The 16,145-nt window shown below is 57.4% G+C and carries 16 protein-coding genes; 5 read left to right on the forward strand and 11 right to left on the reverse strand.

Annotation, left to right across the window (positions count from 1 at the left end):
• Positions 1-24 precede the first annotated feature (24 nt).
• Positions 25-1,740, forward strand: coding sequence for a bifunctional sulfate adenylyltransferase/adenylylsulfate kinase (locus tag PhaeoP97_RS11585; RefSeq protein WP_072506455.1), 1,716 nt, complete (start codon positions 25-27; stop codon positions 1,738-1,740).
• An 88-nt stretch (positions 1,741-1,828) separates the two neighbouring features.
• Here the strand turns inward: PhaeoP97_RS11585 and PhaeoP97_RS11590 are convergent, their stop codons facing one another.
• The 4 genes from PhaeoP97_RS11590 to PhaeoP97_RS11605 all read right to left on the reverse strand — a co-directional run bounded on the left by PhaeoP97_RS11590 (position 1,829) and on the right by PhaeoP97_RS11605 (position 4,487).
• Positions 1,829-2,689: a glycosyltransferase family 10 domain-containing protein gene (locus PhaeoP97_RS11590; protein WP_192849657.1), complete on the reverse strand. Its 861-nt coding sequence runs from the start codon at positions 2,687-2,689 to the stop codon at positions 1,829-1,831.
• A gap of 16 nt (positions 2,690-2,705) precedes the next feature.
• Positions 2,706-3,587 carry a PhzF family phenazine biosynthesis protein gene (locus tag PhaeoP97_RS11595; RefSeq protein WP_072505180.1) on the reverse strand — a complete coding sequence of 294 codons (882 nt, stop codon included), beginning with the start codon at positions 3,585-3,587 and terminating at the stop codon, positions 2,706-2,708.
• 256 nt (positions 3,588-3,843) lie between these two features.
• A complete protein-coding gene (locus PhaeoP97_RS11600) occupies positions 3,844-4,068 on the reverse strand; it encodes a DUF1150 family protein (protein WP_072505181.1) in 225 nt (74 codons plus the stop codon).
• A 5-nt stretch (positions 4,069-4,073) separates the two neighbouring features.
• Positions 4,074-4,487, reverse strand: a complete 414-nt coding sequence (locus PhaeoP97_RS11605; RefSeq protein ID WP_072505182.1) for an Hsp20 family protein — start codon at positions 4,485-4,487, stop codon at positions 4,074-4,076.
• Between the two features lie 178 nt (positions 4,488-4,665).
• On the opposite strand from PhaeoP97_RS11605, the gene PhaeoP97_RS11610 reads away from it, so the two are divergent.
• From PhaeoP97_RS11610 to PhaeoP97_RS11620, 3 genes are all read left to right on the forward strand, one after another.
• Positions 4,666-4,890 carry a YdcH family protein gene (locus PhaeoP97_RS11610; protein WP_072505183.1) on the forward strand — a complete coding sequence of 75 codons (225 nt, stop codon included), beginning with the start codon at positions 4,666-4,668 and terminating at the stop codon, positions 4,888-4,890.
• Positions 4,891-5,018: 128 nt separating this feature from the next.
• Entirely contained in the window at positions 5,019-5,519 is a 501-nt protein-coding gene (gene purE, locus PhaeoP97_RS11615) for a 5-(carboxyamino)imidazole ribonucleotide mutase (protein ID WP_072505184.1), read from the forward strand.
• Positions 5,512-6,588 (forward strand): 5-(carboxyamino)imidazole ribonucleotide synthase, encoded by a 1,077-nt coding sequence (locus tag PhaeoP97_RS11620; RefSeq protein WP_072505185.1) that lies wholly within the window; start codon positions 5,512-5,514, stop codon positions 6,586-6,588. Before purE ends, PhaeoP97_RS11620 begins: the two co-directional genes overlap by 8 nt.
• Before the next feature lie 157 nt (positions 6,589-6,745).
• On the opposite strand, the gene PhaeoP97_RS11625 is transcribed toward PhaeoP97_RS11620, so the two are convergent.
• The 6 genes from PhaeoP97_RS11625 to PhaeoP97_RS11650 form a co-directional block, all read right to left on the reverse strand.
• On the reverse strand, positions 6,746-7,894 hold the full coding sequence (locus PhaeoP97_RS11625; RefSeq protein ID WP_072505186.1) for an alpha-D-ribose 1-methylphosphonate 5-triphosphate diphosphatase: 1,149 nt from the start codon (positions 7,892-7,894) through the stop codon (positions 6,746-6,748).
• A complete protein-coding gene (locus PhaeoP97_RS11630) occupies positions 7,891-8,718 on the reverse strand; it encodes an alpha/beta fold hydrolase (RefSeq protein ID WP_096740457.1) in 828 nt (275 codons plus the stop codon). The genes PhaeoP97_RS11625 and PhaeoP97_RS11630 overlap by 4 nt, the downstream gene beginning before the upstream one ends.
• An 89-nt stretch (positions 8,719-8,807) precedes the next feature.
• Positions 8,808-9,677, reverse strand: a complete 870-nt coding sequence (locus PhaeoP97_RS11635; RefSeq protein WP_072505188.1) for a DMT family transporter — start codon at positions 9,675-9,677, stop codon at positions 8,808-8,810.
• Positions 9,678-9,881: 204 nt separating this feature from the next.
• Positions 9,882-11,534 (reverse strand): chaperonin GroEL, encoded by a 1,653-nt coding sequence (gene groL, locus PhaeoP97_RS11640; RefSeq protein WP_072505189.1) that lies wholly within the window; start codon positions 11,532-11,534, stop codon positions 9,882-9,884.
• Between the two features lie 77 nt (positions 11,535-11,611).
• Positions 11,612-11,899 carry a co-chaperone GroES gene (locus tag PhaeoP97_RS11645; protein ID WP_014875397.1) on the reverse strand — a complete coding sequence of 96 codons (288 nt, stop codon included), beginning with the start codon at positions 11,897-11,899 and terminating at the stop codon, positions 11,612-11,614.
• Positions 11,900-12,082: 183 nt separating this feature from the next.
• Positions 12,083-12,793 carry a DUF2161 domain-containing phosphodiesterase gene (locus tag PhaeoP97_RS11650; protein ID WP_072505190.1) on the reverse strand — a complete coding sequence of 237 codons (711 nt, stop codon included), beginning with the start codon at positions 12,791-12,793 and terminating at the stop codon, positions 12,083-12,085.
• Positions 12,794-13,040: 247 nt separating this feature from the next.
• Here PhaeoP97_RS11650 and PhaeoP97_RS11655 point away from each other — a divergent pair, with 247 nt between their 5' ends.
• The gene (locus PhaeoP97_RS11655) at positions 13,041-13,961 is read left to right on the forward strand and encodes a manganese-dependent inorganic pyrophosphatase (RefSeq protein ID WP_072505191.1); all 921 of its coding nucleotides are present in this window, start codon (positions 13,041-13,043) and stop codon (positions 13,959-13,961) included.
• Between the two features lie 134 nt (positions 13,962-14,095).
• Here the strand turns inward: PhaeoP97_RS11655 and PhaeoP97_RS11660 are convergent, their stop codons facing one another.
• Entirely contained in the window at positions 14,096-16,060 is a 1,965-nt protein-coding gene (locus tag PhaeoP97_RS11660; protein ID WP_072505192.1) for a methyl-accepting chemotaxis protein, read from the reverse strand.
• Between the last annotated feature and the right edge of the window lie 85 nt (positions 16,061-16,145).

Raw genomic sequence — 16,145 nt, forward strand, 5'->3', positions numbered from 1 at the left:
TGCGCAAGCAACGAGAGATTTGACATGACAATGCTGAGCAATTTGGCTCCGATCCCGGAGCTCTATGTATCTTATGACTCCGCCCAGAAGCTGAAAATCGAAGCTGGTAATCTTAAAAGCCACGACCTGAGCCCACGCCAGATCTGTGATCTGGAGCTATTGATGAACGGTGGTTTTAATCCGCTCAAGGGATTCCTGTCGGAAGCGGATTACAACGGTGTTGTTGAGAACATGCGGATGGCCGATGGGTCGCTCTGGCCGATGCCGATTACGCTGGATGTGTCCGAAGATTTTGCCGCCTCGCTGGAAATCGGCGAAGACATCGCGCTGCGTGATCAGGAGGGCGTGATCCTCGGGACCATGACAGTGACCGACCGTTGGGAGCCGAACAAATCCCGCGAAGCGGAAAAGGTATTCGGTGCTGATGACGACGCGCATCCGGCAGTCAACTACCTGCACAATCAGGCAGGCAAGATCTACCTGGGTGGCCCGGTCACCGGCATTCAGCAGCCCGTACACTATGATTTCCGTGGTCGTCGCGACACCCCGAACGAACTGCGCGCTTATTTCCGCAAGCTGGGCTGGCGCCGTATCGTGGCCTTCCAGACCCGTAACCCGCTGCACCGTGCGCATCAGGAACTGACCTTCCGCGCCGCGCGTGAGGCTCAGGCCAACCTGCTGATCCACCCGGTCGTTGGCATGACCAAACCCGGCGATGTTGATCACTTCACCCGCGTGCGCTGCTATGAGGCGGTGCTGGACAAATACCCGGCCGCCACCACCTCTATGTCGCTGCTCAATCTGGCGATGCGCATGGCAGGCCCACGCGAAGCGGTCTGGCACGGCTTGATCCGCAAGAACCATGGCTGCACCCACTTCATCGTTGGGCGTGACCACGCAGGCCCCGGCAAGAATTCGGCTGGTGAGGATTTCTACGGCGCCTATGACGCGCAGGACCTGTTCCGTGAGCATCAGGAAGAAATCGGCATTGAAATGGTCGACTTCAAACATATGGTCTATGTGCAAGAGCGCGCCCAATATGAACCGAATGACGAGATCGAAGATCGTGACAACGTCACCATCCTGAATATCTCCGGCACAGAACTGCGCCGCCGTCTGGCCGAAGGCCTGGAAATCCCTGAGTGGTTCTCCTTCCCCGAGGTGGTGAATGAGCTGCGCAAGACCAAGCCGCCGCGCTCCAAGCAGGGTTTCACCGTGTTCTTTACCGGCTTCTCCGGCTCCGGCAAATCCACCATCGCGAACGCGCTGATGGTTAAGCTGATGGAAATGGGCGGCCGCCCTGTCACACTTCTGGACGGTGATATCGTGCGGAAAAACCTCAGCTCGGAGCTGGGCTTCTCGAAAGAGCACCGCGATCTGAACATCCGCCGCATCGGCTATGTGGCGTCCGAGATCACCAAGAACGGTGGTATCGCCATCTGTGCCCCGATCGCGCCCTATGCCACCACCCGCCGCGCCGTGCGTGAGGATGTGGAAGAGTTTGGCGCCTTTCTTGAGGTCCATGTTGCCACCTCCATCGAGGAATGCGAACGCCGTGACCGGAAGGGTCTATATAAACTGGCTCGTGAAGGTAAGATTAAGGAATTCACCGGCATCTCTGACCCCTATGATGTTCCGGCTGACCCTGAATTGCGGGTCGAGACCGAGAATGTCGACGTAGACAACTGCGCGCATCAGGTTCTGCTGAAGCTGGAAAACATGGGCCTGATTGCAGGCTGATACGTTTCAGATCAAAAAATAAAGAAAGGCCGCCAAATGTAAGGGCGGCCTTTTTCGTTGTCGTGCGCAAGTCGCCAATGAGCTACGATCAAAGCGTCGTCAATAAAATTTCTACGGCACGCTGTTCAAGCTGGCCTAGGTACGCGGCCTGTTCCTTGATCGCGCGCAACCCAGGCAGACGCAACGCGTAGTCCTCAGCCGAGATCTGAGCGATTGCCGCATGGATCTCATCTTCACTACCACACGTCATCATCGCGCCGGGAGCGAGGAAATCACCTATGTTCGGACATCCCCAGTAGATTGGTACGGTTTCACAGAGGATTGCGTCGATCAGCTTTTCAGAAAAGTAATTTCGCTCGCGCACATTCTCGATCACCACGCTATAGCGGTAAGGTGCCAAACCGTCGGCCTTGGCCTGAAATGGACGATACCCGCGCCCCAGGATATCTACCTCTGGCCTGTTGGCCTGAAGATGAGCAGCGATCTCATGGCGCAGCTTGTGGCCCGGGTGGTCTCGCTTGGCCGACGCAATGAGCGACAGATCGGCCTGTTTCTGAGGTCTGAGCGCGGCCCAGTCCTGCACCCAGGTCGTACCAAAGGGTAGGAACGCCCCATTTCCAATTCGGATCAGAAGGTTCTCATCATAGCTGAAAACACGGTGAAACCGGCGCCAGGTCCAAGGCAACAGCCGATGGTGCACTGCCGACATGATCTTAGGCTCCATTACCATGATGGAAATCCGGGCACGGCATGGCCAACGCCATTGCACATGCATTCCGGTCTTTGCCCAGACAATCAAATGGTCCTGCACGCCAAGATCTGCGATACGCCCGCCTGCCAGTTCCGGTGGGCAGCCCAAAGGCCAATGCAACGTAGAGAGGCTTTGGTTGGCGAAATCGCGGTTCAGCTTGGCACCATAGGGTGCAACCGCAATTGCAGGTTCACGCATCACTCCCAAGCCTTCTTCAGTCGGCGTTTGGCAAATCAACTGTGCCGCGCATCAGGACAAAACCCTTGCCTGCAACACGAATTCCGCTGGGAGCCTCAGCAGGCCCCACTCGGCTGACAACTGCCTGACCCGGACGCCCCATCCCATGGCCCTGTTCCGCGATGAAGGTCTCTGTGTTCATCAGACCATGGCGCCACAGATAAGCGGCCATTGCTCCGGTTGCCGATCCGGTAAAAGGATCTTCTGGTGGGCTGGGTGGTGCCATCAACAGGCGTGAAAACGTATCGCCCTCCTCTGTCGCACCACCAAGCGTGACAATAAACGGCTCCATCACGTCGATCCCGTCGGCATCCAATACCGTTCCCAGGTCCGCAAGCGCCGTCAGGTCCAGGGTTGCGGCCTCCAACGCGGCGCGATCCTTTAGAACGGTGATGCAGAATGGTAGCCCTGTTGAAACCAGCTGTGGTTGCCCCAGTATCGCCTCTACCGGCAAAGAGATGGCCGCCGCGACAAGCGCAGGATCGGGCCTGGCCCCGAACGTCGGGGCGACCTGCGTCATCTCAATCATGTCACCTGCAACCGTCACCCGAACCAGTCCCGCTCCGGTTTCAAGTGTGATCGCGTTCCCTGTCATCAGCCCGCGATCGCGCAATGCCGCAACGGTTGCAATAGTCGGGTGACCTGCAAATGGAATCTCACGACTGGCTAGAAAATAACGCACGCGCAGATCAGCGGTTTCAGACGAGCCGGTAAAGGTACATTCGACCAGAGAGGTTTCGCGCACATAGGCCATACACACCTCATCCGAGAGCTCTGCCCCCCCGTGAACGACGGCACAGCCATTCCCACCAAAGGCGCGAGCCGAGAACGCATCCACCCAGTCAAAGTCATACCGCATCGCGCGCGCTCCCACACAGCATAGTTACCTTGAGTGATAGGGAAACCATGCCATGCGACACATCGCAAGGGTCATTGCCTTGAGAGATAAATGTTATCTTTGTCTGCGGCGCGGCGACCATCCTGTCAGATCATCGGATCCAAGCACGCGGTCCTCACAGGGACAGGGGCGCCGTCATGGGCGCCCCTGGAATAAATTTCGTACATCAGTCATGAGATGCAGCCCAGAAATGGCGTCGCATCTTGGCACAGGGATGTTAATGAACCGCGACCGGCGCGTAATCATGCTGGCGCGCCAGAACAAACGCCATCTTGCGGTCACTGACCAGCGCGAGCTGTTCTCCGGCGGCGTCATGCACTGCATATAGCTGCTTGCGCCCGTCGGCCCCGGCCTGCACTTCGGCGGGGAGATCGGCAACATCAACCGCTTTGACGTACACAATGCGGCTGTTCGCATCGTTGAACTGATAGGCTGTATGCATATGTCTTACCCCTTTTTGATATTGATCGTCTGAACAACAGTTTCCGGCCGCGAACGGGTCAGATCGACGTGCAACAAGCCATTTTCCATAATCGCCTCGCCCACCTCGACACCATCTGCCAATACAAACATGCGCTGAAACTGGCGCGCGGCAATGCCCCGGTGCAAAAACACCCGACCATCGCTGTCATCGCTTTGGCGCCCCCGGATGACCAACTGCCGGTCCTCAACGGTGATTGCCAGATCCGCCTCACCAAACCCCGCAACCGCAAGGGTGATACGGTAGGAATGATCAGAGGTTTGTTCAATATTATAAGGAGGATAGCCTTCGTTCCCGGATTTGGCCGAGCGTTCCAATAGGCGTTCCAATTGCTCAAATCCCAACATATGCGGATATGAGCCAAGCGTGAGTTTAGACACAGGTTTCGTCCTTGATTCTAAAGCGACGTATGGTAGCGGCCCCATTATGGCGACCGCTTTCCTAAGAATATGGGTGTTTTATGTGTTTTCACAAGTCCAACACACGGCAGTGCTGGCGTGAAAGCCTCTAAAAGCGTAATATTCGCCAAGTCTTAACCCGCCAGCTGACGAGTCGCCAATGAACGCACCAACCGATATCTCCATGAAAAATGATGACGTTTTGCAGGTGGAGCTGGAGGTATTTCGCAGGCAGCACCGTGATCTGGACGAGGCGATCACTGCGCTGCAAGAGCGCGGCACCAGCGATCAGCTGACCATAAGACGGTTGAAAAAGCAAAAGCTGACCCTCAAGGACAAGATTGCGCTGATTGAGGACCGGTTGACCCCGGATATCATCGCCTGATCCCCAATCACAACCATCGCGCCCCACAGCTCCAATGCCGCATTGCGTGATGCGGATGGTGCTCTATATTGCGCGCTTCCTCCAACCCAGCGGGTTCGCAGGCCCGCGGCATGACAGGATCTGAGCCTATGCCAGAGCATTTCGCCGACATCAAAGTTGGCATCATCATGGGCAGCCAGTCAGACTGGCCCACCCTGAAAGAGGCCGCCACCCTATTGGATGAATTGGGTGTCCCCTATGAGGCCAAGATTGTTTCGGCCCACCGAACCCCCGATCGACTGTGGAGCTACGGCAAATCCGCCGCTGGGCGTGGTTTGCAGGTGATCATCGCTGGCGCCGGCGGGGCCGCACATTTACCCGGTATGGTTGCCTCCAAGACACGTGTACCAGTGGTTGGCGTGCCGGTTCAGACACGCGCGCTGTCAGGTGTTGATTCACTATATTCGATTGTCCAGATGCCCAAAGGTTTCCCTGTGGCGACCATGGCGATCGGTGCCGCGGGTGCCGCCAACGCGGGCCTGATGGCGGCGGGCATTCTGGCGCTACAGGATCCGGCACTTGCACAACGACTGGACGATTGGCGCGCGGCGCTGTCGGCCTCTATCCCAGAGGAACCTATTGATGACTAATGCGCTCTCTTCAGGTGCCACCATCGGCATTCTTGGCGGCGGTCAGTTGGGGCGGATGCTCTCTGTCGCGGCGTCACGTCTGGGGTTCAAAACACATATCTTTGAGCCAAGCGCCAATCCCCCTGCCGCAGATGTCGCGCATCAGGTAACGACCGCCAGCTACGAGAATGCCGACGCCCTGGCGGCCTTTGCCGCCTCCGTCGATGTGATTACCTATGAGTTCGAGAACATCCCGACCTCGGCGCTGGACGTGCTGGAACAACACAAGCCGATCCGCCCTGGTCGCGAGGCGCTGCGCATCAGTCAGGACCGGTTGACCGAAAAAACGTTTCTGCAGGATCTGGGACTAAAGACCGCCCCCTTTGCCGATATTTCGGATCAAGCCAGCCTGGATGCTGCGATCGAGACCATTGGGGCAGCTTCAATCCTGAAAACCCGCCGTTTTGGGTATGATGGCAAAGGGCAGGCCCGGATTAAGGCGCGCGAGGATGCCGCACAGGCGCTTAGCGAAATGGCGGGTGCGCCTGCGTTGCTGGAGGGGTTTGTCACTTTCAGTCATGAGATTTCAGTGATTGCCGCCCGTGGCATCAGCGGAGAAATCGCCTGTTTCGATCCCGGTGAAAATATCCATCGTGACGGGATCCTGCACACCACTACCGTTCCAGCCCGGCTCAGCGCCGGTCAGCGCATGGACGCAGTGCTCATGGCAGGCAAGATATTGAATGCACTGGAGTATGTCGGTGTGTTGGGCGTGGAGCTGTTTGTGACACCCCAAGGGCTAGTTGTGAATGAAATCGCACCGCGCGTTCACAACTCGGGTCACTGGACCCAAAACGGTTGCGCGGTAGATCAGTTCGAACAACACATTCGCGCGGTCGCCGGCTGGGGGCTTGGCGATGGTCAGCGGCACTCGGATGTGGTGATGGAGAATCTGATCGGCAATGATATGGAGCGTGTTGCCAGCCTTGCCGCCGAACGAAACACCGCGCTGCATCTCTATGGCAAGGCGGAGGCCAAGCCAGGCCGCAAGATGGGGCATGTGAACCGGGTGCAACAACCGCAGAGTTGAGAGAATGAAGCTCTGCCCCAAACCCCGGAATATTTTCAACCAGAAGATGCGGCAGAGCAGAAAAAGCGGCCCTACCTGTTGTGCTGCTCTGCCAAGAAAACCATTTGACCTGATGTGCGGAGCGATATGTGCTGTCAGTTGATATCGCGCTACGGCCTCAGCCTAGAAACCGCGCCGCCACGTCACCATTCATATAACTGACCCGCCCGGCCGAGAGTGTCGCCGCTACCCGGTCATCTGCATCAAGAACCACCACATCAGCCCTTTTGCCCGGCTCCAGCCTGCCGCGATCCGTCAGCCCCAACACGCGGGCGGGGCCGTCGGAGACCAGCCCCCAGGCCTGTTCGATAGGCAGCAGCCCCGATTTTGCAAGCATCAGAGCGGCACGGCGCGGGCTTGGATAATGATAGTCTGAGGCCAGCGCGTCACAGAGGCCCATTGCAATCAGGTCAAGCGCCGAGGCATTGCCCTTGTGCGAGCCACCACGCACCACATTGGGCGAGCCAAGGATCACATGATCCCCCGCCCCCTGTGCCGCCTCTGCCGCCTTAAGTGTTTCGGGAAATTCGGAAATTCGCACGCCACGATTGCGCCAGATCGCACGCCCGTCACCCGTCTGATCGTCATGACTACCGAGGCGTACCCCGGCCTCTGTCAGGACCGCCGCCAGCTGGTCCAGCAATTCCGGGACTTCGGTACGCCGGGCGTGCATGTCCTTCAGCATCTGCCAGTGCGCCTCAGGGTTGCGGCCTGCCTTCAGTGCCTGTCCCGTCAGGCGGGGCGGCTTTTTACCCGCAGCCAGCCGGTCATGCGGCAAATGGTCATTGAACACCACATAGGGCACTTGCCACGCCGCAATCTGCGCGGGCAGTGTCTCGTAGGCCTCTGTCAGGTGGATTTCAAAACGGAGCTGTGGGATGAGATCCGTCACCACACGTGATCGCGCCGATTTGATCCCATCGAACACCTTGGCGGCAAACTCCGGTCCGCGCAGCCCGCCTTCCCACGAGATGAACTGCGCCAAAACGCCTGTGGTGATCCCATTGGCTGCAAGCTCGGCCTCAGCGGCAATGATGCCCTCGCCCATCTGTTTCATGGCGCCACGCCGGGGGGCCAGATGCCGCTCGAACCCGTCGCCGTGGCAATCAATTATTCCCGGCATCACACGATAGCCTGACAGATCAATCTGGCGGCCGCTTTCGAAGGGCTGGATATCCCCGCCACCTAGCGCCAGCGCCCCGCCAATCTCAACCCCATCGGGACGCAGAATGTCGGCGCCAACCAGTGTCATCTCCAGAGAACTCATTCCTGTGCCTCGCCTGCTGTCTGGCCCGAATCCTGACGGCATCGCCCATTCGCGCAGGCCTCGTCAATACTGCCGGTCACCGAATCCAGCCACGTGATCGACGGATCAAACCGCCCCGTCTCAAAAAAATGCAACACCTGGGCGATGACCTGCGGATTGTTCATCATGAATGTATGAGTCACTGGCAGCGTAATATGCGCCTGCATGCCCATAACCTTGGTGCTCTCAACCGAAACTTTGCCGTCATCAGCCCCTGGAATAAGCGCTGAAAACACCGGGTTCAGCGACAGGTCCCCTGCAATGACACCAACCGGATAACTGACGGGCGGCAACCTGTTTGGCAGGCTGTCCTCGCCCGTGCCAAGTTGCAGCCCGGCCGGCCCGTTCAGCAGGCCAAAGACCTCCCAATCCCCCAGTTCATCCACCAATTCACTGCCGTGATTGGGCGGCGCAAGCATAACGATACGGCCCAACGCCTCGGGTCGTGCGTCCTGCAACCAGTGGCGCAATAATATGCCCCCCATAGAATGGGTTACGAAATGTATGTGGTCCTCTGGCCCCATTGCAGCCCGGCACTGCGTGATGGCAGGGGGCAGCGTTTCTGTCGCAAGATCCGCAACAGGCTTGTCCGTCGAAGGATAGCCCGGCATCACAACATCGACGCCGCGCGCCTCCAACACCTGTCCAAGCACAGCGAGCGAAGTTTCACTGCGGGCCAAGCCATGCAGCAGAATGGCGCAATCCGCCTGAGCCAGCCCGGGAAGTGCAACCAAACCAATGAGCCAGAAAACGCGTCGCAAATATCTATGAAGTATCTTTTTCATAGCGCAGAGATAGTCCCAAATTGCAATCACCGGAACCCCTGACGCCGCCGGAGCTCTGCCAGACAGATCCAACCAACCGACGCCTGGCGTCAGCTGTTCCGGGCTACCGCAACGCGCTGGCGTGTCGGCGCCGACTGAACCACAACCGCAATCCCGCCAAGTACCGCAATGGACCCGATCATTAGACGCAGGCCTATCGCCTCGCCCAAGATGACGGCACCGGCAAGGATTGCAATGATTGGCACGCTCAGCTGGATCGTGGCGGCCACCGCAGGGGTCAGCTGGGGCAGCACCCGGTACCATAGCGCATAGCCAAGACCGGATGTAACCGCACCGGAAAGCACCGCCAGAGCAATTCCGGGCTTCGTAACAAGGGTTCCACCGCCAAGGATCAGAACGACCGGCATCATCATCAGCGTCGCGGCGGCAAAGTTGACAGCCGTGGCGGCCACCGGGGCTTTGGCTCCGCGCCCAAGCAGGCTGTACGCCGCCCAGCCAAGCCCGCCCAGCGCCATCAACAGCGACGCCCCCAAAGGTGCTGTGGTGTCGCCGTCAGGCCAAACCACAACCGCCAACCCAATCAGCGCAACCGTGGCACCGCCAATCTGCCCCGCGGCGATCGGACTACCGCGCAGGCTGCCCCATAGAAACATTGACACCTGTACCACACCGAACAGGATCAACGCGCCCAGTCCGGCATCGAGATCCTGATAGGCCACCGAAAATCCGACCATATAGACCGTGAGGGCAAAGCCACCCCACAACGTCTGCAACAGGTCCCGGCGCAGCGACACCTGGCGCAGCACACATAAGGCGATCAGCGTCACAGCGCCTGAAAACAATCGCAATATGCCGAACCCGGTGGCGTCCATATAGCCCAGCCCAATGGCCCAGCGCCCCAGAATGGAATTCGCCGCAAAGGCCAGCATGGTGAGAGAGACAAGAAAAATCAAACGCATAGGGGCCAGATACCCTGCCTCATTGCAACCTGCTAATGAATTCTTTGTGTCAAGAATGGCACCAAGGGTATCATGACAAAGCGAAAAGGGGCCACCCGAAGGCAGCCCCAATGTCGTGTCGTCATTAGCGGTGTGGTTATCGGCAGATCGACATGAATGCCAAATCGCCGGTCACCTCATCACAAATCCCGATGGGATTTGTGATTACATCATGCCGCCCATGCCGCCCATGCCGCCCATGTCGGGCATGCCGCCGCCGGCAGCTGCGCCGTCTTTGGCGGGCTTGTCGGCAACCATGGCTTCTGTGGTGATCAGCAGACCGGCAACCGAAGCTGCGTCTTCCAGAGCGGTACGCGCCACTTTGGCCGGATCGATCACACCAAAGGCGAACATATCGCCATATTCTTCGGTCTGAGCGTTGAAGCCAAAGTTGTTGTCGGAGCTTTCGCGGACCTTGCCGGCCACAACAGCACCGTCGACACCGGCGTTCTCAGCGATCTGGCGCAGAGGCGCTTCGATTGCTTTACGCACGATCACGATACCAGCGTTCTGGTCTGCGTTGGCGCCTTCGAGGCCTTCCAGCGCTTTGCCGGCCTGAACCAGAGCAACACCACCGCCAACGATCACGCCTTCCTGCACAGCTGCGCGGGTTGCGTTCAGAGCATCGTCAACACGGTCTTTGCGCTCTTTCACTTCAACTTCGGTCATGCCGCCAACGCGGATTACAGCAACACCACCTGCCAGTTTGGCAACGCGCTCTTGCAGCTTTTCACGGTCGTAGTCAGACGTGGTCTCTTCGATCTGAGCGCGGATCTGGGATACGCGTGCTTCGATCTCTGCTTTTTCGCCTGCACCGTCGACGATGGTGGTTTCGTCTTTGGTGATTTCGATCTTCTTGGCAGTGCCCAGCATGTCCATGGTCACGGACTCAAGCTTCATACCCAGATCTTCGGAGATCACCTGGCCACCGGTCAGGATTGCGATGTCCTGCAGCATGGCCTTACGACGGTCGCCAAAACCAGGTGCCTTGACAGCAGCAATTTTCAGGCCGCCGCGCAGTTTGTTGACAACCAGAGTTGCCAGCGCTTCGCCTTCAACGTCTTCTGCAATGATCAGAAGCGGCTTCTGCGACTGGATCACCTGCTCCAGCAGCGGCACCATGGCCTGCAGCGAGGAGAGTTTCTTTTCGTGCAGCAGGATCATGCAGTCTTCGAGATCTGCAATCATCTTGTCGGCGTTGGTCACGAAATAGGGCGACAGGTAGCCGCGGTCGAACTGCATGCCTTCGACAACAGTGGTCTCGGTTTCCAGACCCTTGTTTTCTTCGACGGTGATCACGCCTTCGTTGCCGACTTTCTGCATCGCGTCAGCAATCTGCTGGCCGATTTCAGCTTCGCCGTTGGCAGAAATGGTGCCGACCTGTGCGACTTCAGCGGAGTCTTTGACTTCGCGGGCCATTGCCTTGATGCTTTCGACCACTTTGGCCGTTGCCAGGTCGATGCCGCGCTTCAGATCCATCGGGTTCAGGCCAGCAGCAACCTGCTTCAGGCCTTCTTTAACGATCGCCTGTGCCAGAACGGTGGCAGTGGTGGTACCGTCACCGGCTTCGTCGTTGGTGCGGGAAGCAACTTCCTTCACCATCTGGGCGCCCATGTTTTCGAACTTGTCTTCCAGTTCGATTTCTTTGGCAACCGATACACCGTCTTTGGTGATGCGCGGTGCGCCAAAGGATTTGTCCAGAACCACGTTGCGGCCTTTGGGGCCCAGAGTCACTTTCACAGCATCAGCCAGAATGTTGACGCCGTTCAGCATACGGTTGCGGGCATCGGTGTCGAATTTGACGTCCTTAGCAGCCATTGTTTACTCTCCTAGAGAAATTCGTGTGTTTAAGCGAGGGATGGGATCAGAGTAGAGCTCAAGAAAAATCCTGATGCTTACTCGATGATGCCCATGATGTCGCTTTCTTTCATCATCAGCAGCTCTTCGCCGTCGACGGTGACCTCAGTGCCGGACCATTTGCCAAACAGGATCTTGTCGCCTGCAGAAACAGCCATCGCGATCAGCTCGCCGCTGTCCTTGCGTGCGCCTTCGCCGGTTGCGACCACTTGGCCTTCGCTTGGCTTTTCCTTGGCGGAATCAGGGATGATCAGACCACCAGCGGTTTTTTCTTCGCTTTCGGTGCGACGGACCAGCACGCGGTCATGAAGCGGTTTCAATGCCATCTTTGTAGCTCCTTAAAGGCTCAAAGGTTGTTGTCTCGCCCTCCACTCCCCGCGGAGGGTGTTAGCACTCAAGACTACTGAGTGCTAACGATGGAATAGCTAGGCAGACCATCGGGCTCTGTCAACAGGTTGGTTGGGAAATTTTGCGGCAATATTTTACCCACAGCGGTCTGTCGACTGAGATCAGATGGCAGCAAGATCGTCTGGTGGCAAACTGGCCGATGCAGCGGGTTCCCAGCTGTAGGCCCAATGGGTCAGCCCGGCCTGCCCTGTCTCGGTCAGTTGATAGATCCCTGTCGCAACCCTCTCGAACCAACCATAGTGATTGCTAGACATGATTCGTGTCGCCTGCGGCACCTGTGCGCCCTTCGCCACCATTGCCCCTTTGGTTGCGCCATGGTCAGCCAGGTAAGCTGCACAGCGCAGTGCATCCTGACGATAAGCCGTGACAATACCGTGCCGCGTGGCACCACCGGCATTCGGGTCGCCCTGAAGCCGCTGAAACTCGCGCAGCAGCCGCGTCTGTTTTTTTGCCGACTTGCGCGGTGCATAAGGACCCGGATCGCAATGCACCTCAGTACGGCCATCCGGCAGCACAGTGATCAACCCCAGTCCTAACCGGCGACAAAGCGACAGATTGTCCTTGAGCATCCGTCGGGCCTGCCGCCCCTCAGGACGAGACACCGCAACATAGACAAGGTCACTGATCCCCAGCCGTGTTATGGCCTGGTGAAACAAAGACAGGGAAAACCGCAGCTTCAGCTCGACAATCACCGGCGGCTCATCTCCGCGACAGGCAACAACGTCGGCTGCACCGACCTCGCCTTTGACTGTATATCCCTGTGCTTCCAGCAACATCTTCACAGGAGGGTAGAGCTGATCTTCACGGTTCATGGTCAAAGCATATCGTGCAGCGTTAATGAGTGAAACCAACAAGCAGAAGCGGAAGAGACGTTGAACGCAGAAACACGCCCGTGACCGATATTGAGCATCCCTCGCTGAACCGTGCTCATCACCTGTCGCAAGACAGGTCTGCGCAGTTCACATAGCTGGGGGTTCAGCGACATCGGGCCGGGGTGACAAGCCCTGCAGCCCCGCCTATAAGACGCGCAAAATGCCTGCTATGCATAGGACTGTACTAATGACGACCTTCGTTTTCGGCCATAAATCCCCTGACACTGACTCGACCGGCTCTGCCATCGTCTGGGCTTGGTATCTGACCAACATCAAAGGCATCGACGCCGCCCCCAAACTGCTGGGTGAGCCGAATACCGAAGCCGCTTTCATGCTGCAACATTGGGGTTTGGACAAACCTGAAATCATCGCCGACGTTGCCAATGATCAACCAGTTGTGATCGTGGACACCAACAATCCGGCCGAGCTGCCCGCCAATATCAACGGTGCGGACATCCAAGCGATCATCGACCACCACAAGCTGGTCGGCGGCCTGGAGACGAAAGGCCCGATCGATATCCGCATCGAGCCTTTGGCCTGTACTGCAACCATCATGTGGAAGATGATCGGCAAGGATCTGGCCCAAGCTCCGCGTGACATAAAAGGCGCGATGCTGACCTGCATCCTGAGCGACACGCTGGAATTCCGCTCGCCCACCACCACCGATGAGGACAAAGCCATCGCTTACAGCCTGGCCGAGGATCTGGGCATTGATATCGCGGCATATGCTGCGGATATGTTCGCGGCGAAATCAGATGTTTCCGCATTTTCCGACGCCGAGCTGCTACGGATGGATTCCAAGGAATACGCCGTAGACGGCACCAAATTTCGGGTGTCCGTCCTGGAAACCACGGCTCCTGCCGTTGTTCTGGACCGCAAGGCATCACTGATGGACACGATGACCACCGTCGCAAGTGAAGACGGTGTTGATCAGGTTCTGCTGTTTGTTGTCGATATCCTGAAGGAAGAGGCAACGCTGCTCGTGCCCAACGATCTGGTCAAAACCCTCGCGGCAAAGAGCTTTGACGCAACCGCCGAAGGCGACACCGTGGTGCTGCCCGGCGTGATGAGCCGAAAGAAGCAAATCATCCCCAACCTAAAGGTCTAAGGCAGGCGTTCTGTACACCCGTCTGGGGCAATTGACAGCGGGCCTCTCCTGAGGCCCGCTATTCGTTTATAACGAAAACATATGTGCATCTTCCAAGGCAGCACGGATCCAGTTCAGGCTGAATCATCTCACGCTTAAGCAAAGTTTGCGAGCGCCTTGTCTTCTAGCCAGTTTTCATCTTCTGCGGCGCGACCTCCAGCAGCCGATGCCTTGGGACTAGCCGTTCCATGGTGGTCCCACTCGTCAATGCCGTCACCTCCGGCAGAACCATGGGCAGTGACCTCATTATAGTCCTCCCAACGCTCCTCACCCGAAACATCTGTCACTGCATCCATTGCGGCCTCCTGCGCGGGCGAAGGTTCTGATATGCCCTCCCCCGATAGCAGCACAAATTGACTGACGATCTGGTTCAACCCGTATGTTTCACTGTTCATTTTGACGATGGCGGAACCGGATTCTTCAACCATAGCAGCGTTCTGCTGCGTCACGGTGTCCAGCTGTGCGACACCGATGTTGATCTCGCTGAGCCCCTGAGCCTGCTCGCCGGATTCCGACGAAATCCCGGAAACCAGCGTGGCGATATTGACCACCTCGCCAACAACCTGAGTCAGGGCTTTACCTGCGCTATCGACTTTCTCGACACCCTCTTCCACGGTCTTGGTGCTTGCGGAGATCAGGGATTTGATCTCATTAGCGGCATCAGATGACCGCTGCGCAAGCGCGCGCACTTCGGACGCGACAACTGCGAAACCACGTCCGACCTCACCCGCGCGCGCGGCCTCGACCCCGGCGTTCAGCGCCAATAGATTTGTCTGGAACGCGATGTCGTCAATCACGCCAATGATCTGTGAAATCTGACCCGAGGAGCGTTCGATCTCATTCATGGCCTCAATCGCGCCTTCGACAACACGCCCACTATTTTCGACATCTGCACGAGCTGACGCCACAGCATTCTCGACTTCTTTCGCGTTCTTGGCCGAATTGCTCACGCTAACGGTCATTTCTTCAAGAGCAGCAGCTGTCTCTTCCAGTGTCGCGGCCTGGGATTCGGTGCGGGCAGACATATCGTCTGAGCCGGTGCGGATCTCATCGGATTGCTTTTGGATCGCTCCACTCGCTTTGACCACCTGTGCCATGACTTCGTTCAGCTTATCAACGGTCTCATTGTAGTTTAGCCGCAGTGGATCATAGTCTTCGCCAAAGCTCTCGGAGATAAGATCACTAAAATCGCCGGACGCAAGCCGCTGCAAACCCTGACGCAGACGGTCGATCACTTGCTCGCTTTCGGCGCGCAATGCGTTCTGTTTTTCCAGTTCGTTCAGAACGCGCCCCGACACCCGGTCAATATCGCGCGCGATCTCGCCAAAATCATCTCCACGCATCCGCGCTTCGACCTTCAGGTCGAAATCGCCCGCAGCGACTTCACTCAATGCTTCGCGCATCCGGCCAATCGGACGGACAATGTTAAGTGTCATTTTGCGGGCATTGTAGAGAGTAACCAGTACCAGCAGCGCAGATGTGCCAAGCAGGGTGTAGAGCAACGCCATATCATGCGCCCGCGCCGCCTCCGCCGTTTCAACCGCAGCCTTTTCAATCCAGTCACTCAACGGATGCAGTTTTTTATTGAGCGCCATGTAGCTATTTTGAAATGCACCGAGCTCCACCTCCGCGGCGACCGGATCAGTGATTCCCAGTTCCGCCAGCGCAGCGCTTTGCGTTAGAAATGCGTCCACTTCAGGTACCATCCCCTGAACCTGGGCCAATGCTTGCGGCGGCAGCGCGTCGCCTTTCAGCAATTCCAGGTTTGACCGGAGCTCTTCGCCCGCCTCAGAAATCCTTAGTCGTAGCTTTTCCTTTTCGGCGGCGGTCGCTCTGTCCCCTCTAAGAACAAGATAGACGATCTCTGCGTGTATTTCTTCATGTAGCAGGTCGACCTTTAGTTCATGGCGCACGGTCTTTGTTATATCAATCTGGCGCTCCAGTTCCAGTTCGCTCTGCCACAGACTGTAAACCGATATCAAAGCAAGTACCAAAATCGTAAATACTGATACTGCACCCGAAATAACAAATCGGGTTTTTGTGGACATAGTTCGAAACATTATCGCACACCTCAAGGTTGAAACTCTCCTTTGTTCTACGCCTCGGTTGTTAAAAAACTGGAAATAGGCGGATCTGGCCAAATCT

The sequence above is a fragment of the Phaeobacter porticola genome (assembly GCF_001888185.1).
Taxonomy (GTDB): domain Bacteria; phylum Pseudomonadota; class Alphaproteobacteria; order Rhodobacterales; family Rhodobacteraceae; genus Phaeobacter; species Phaeobacter porticola.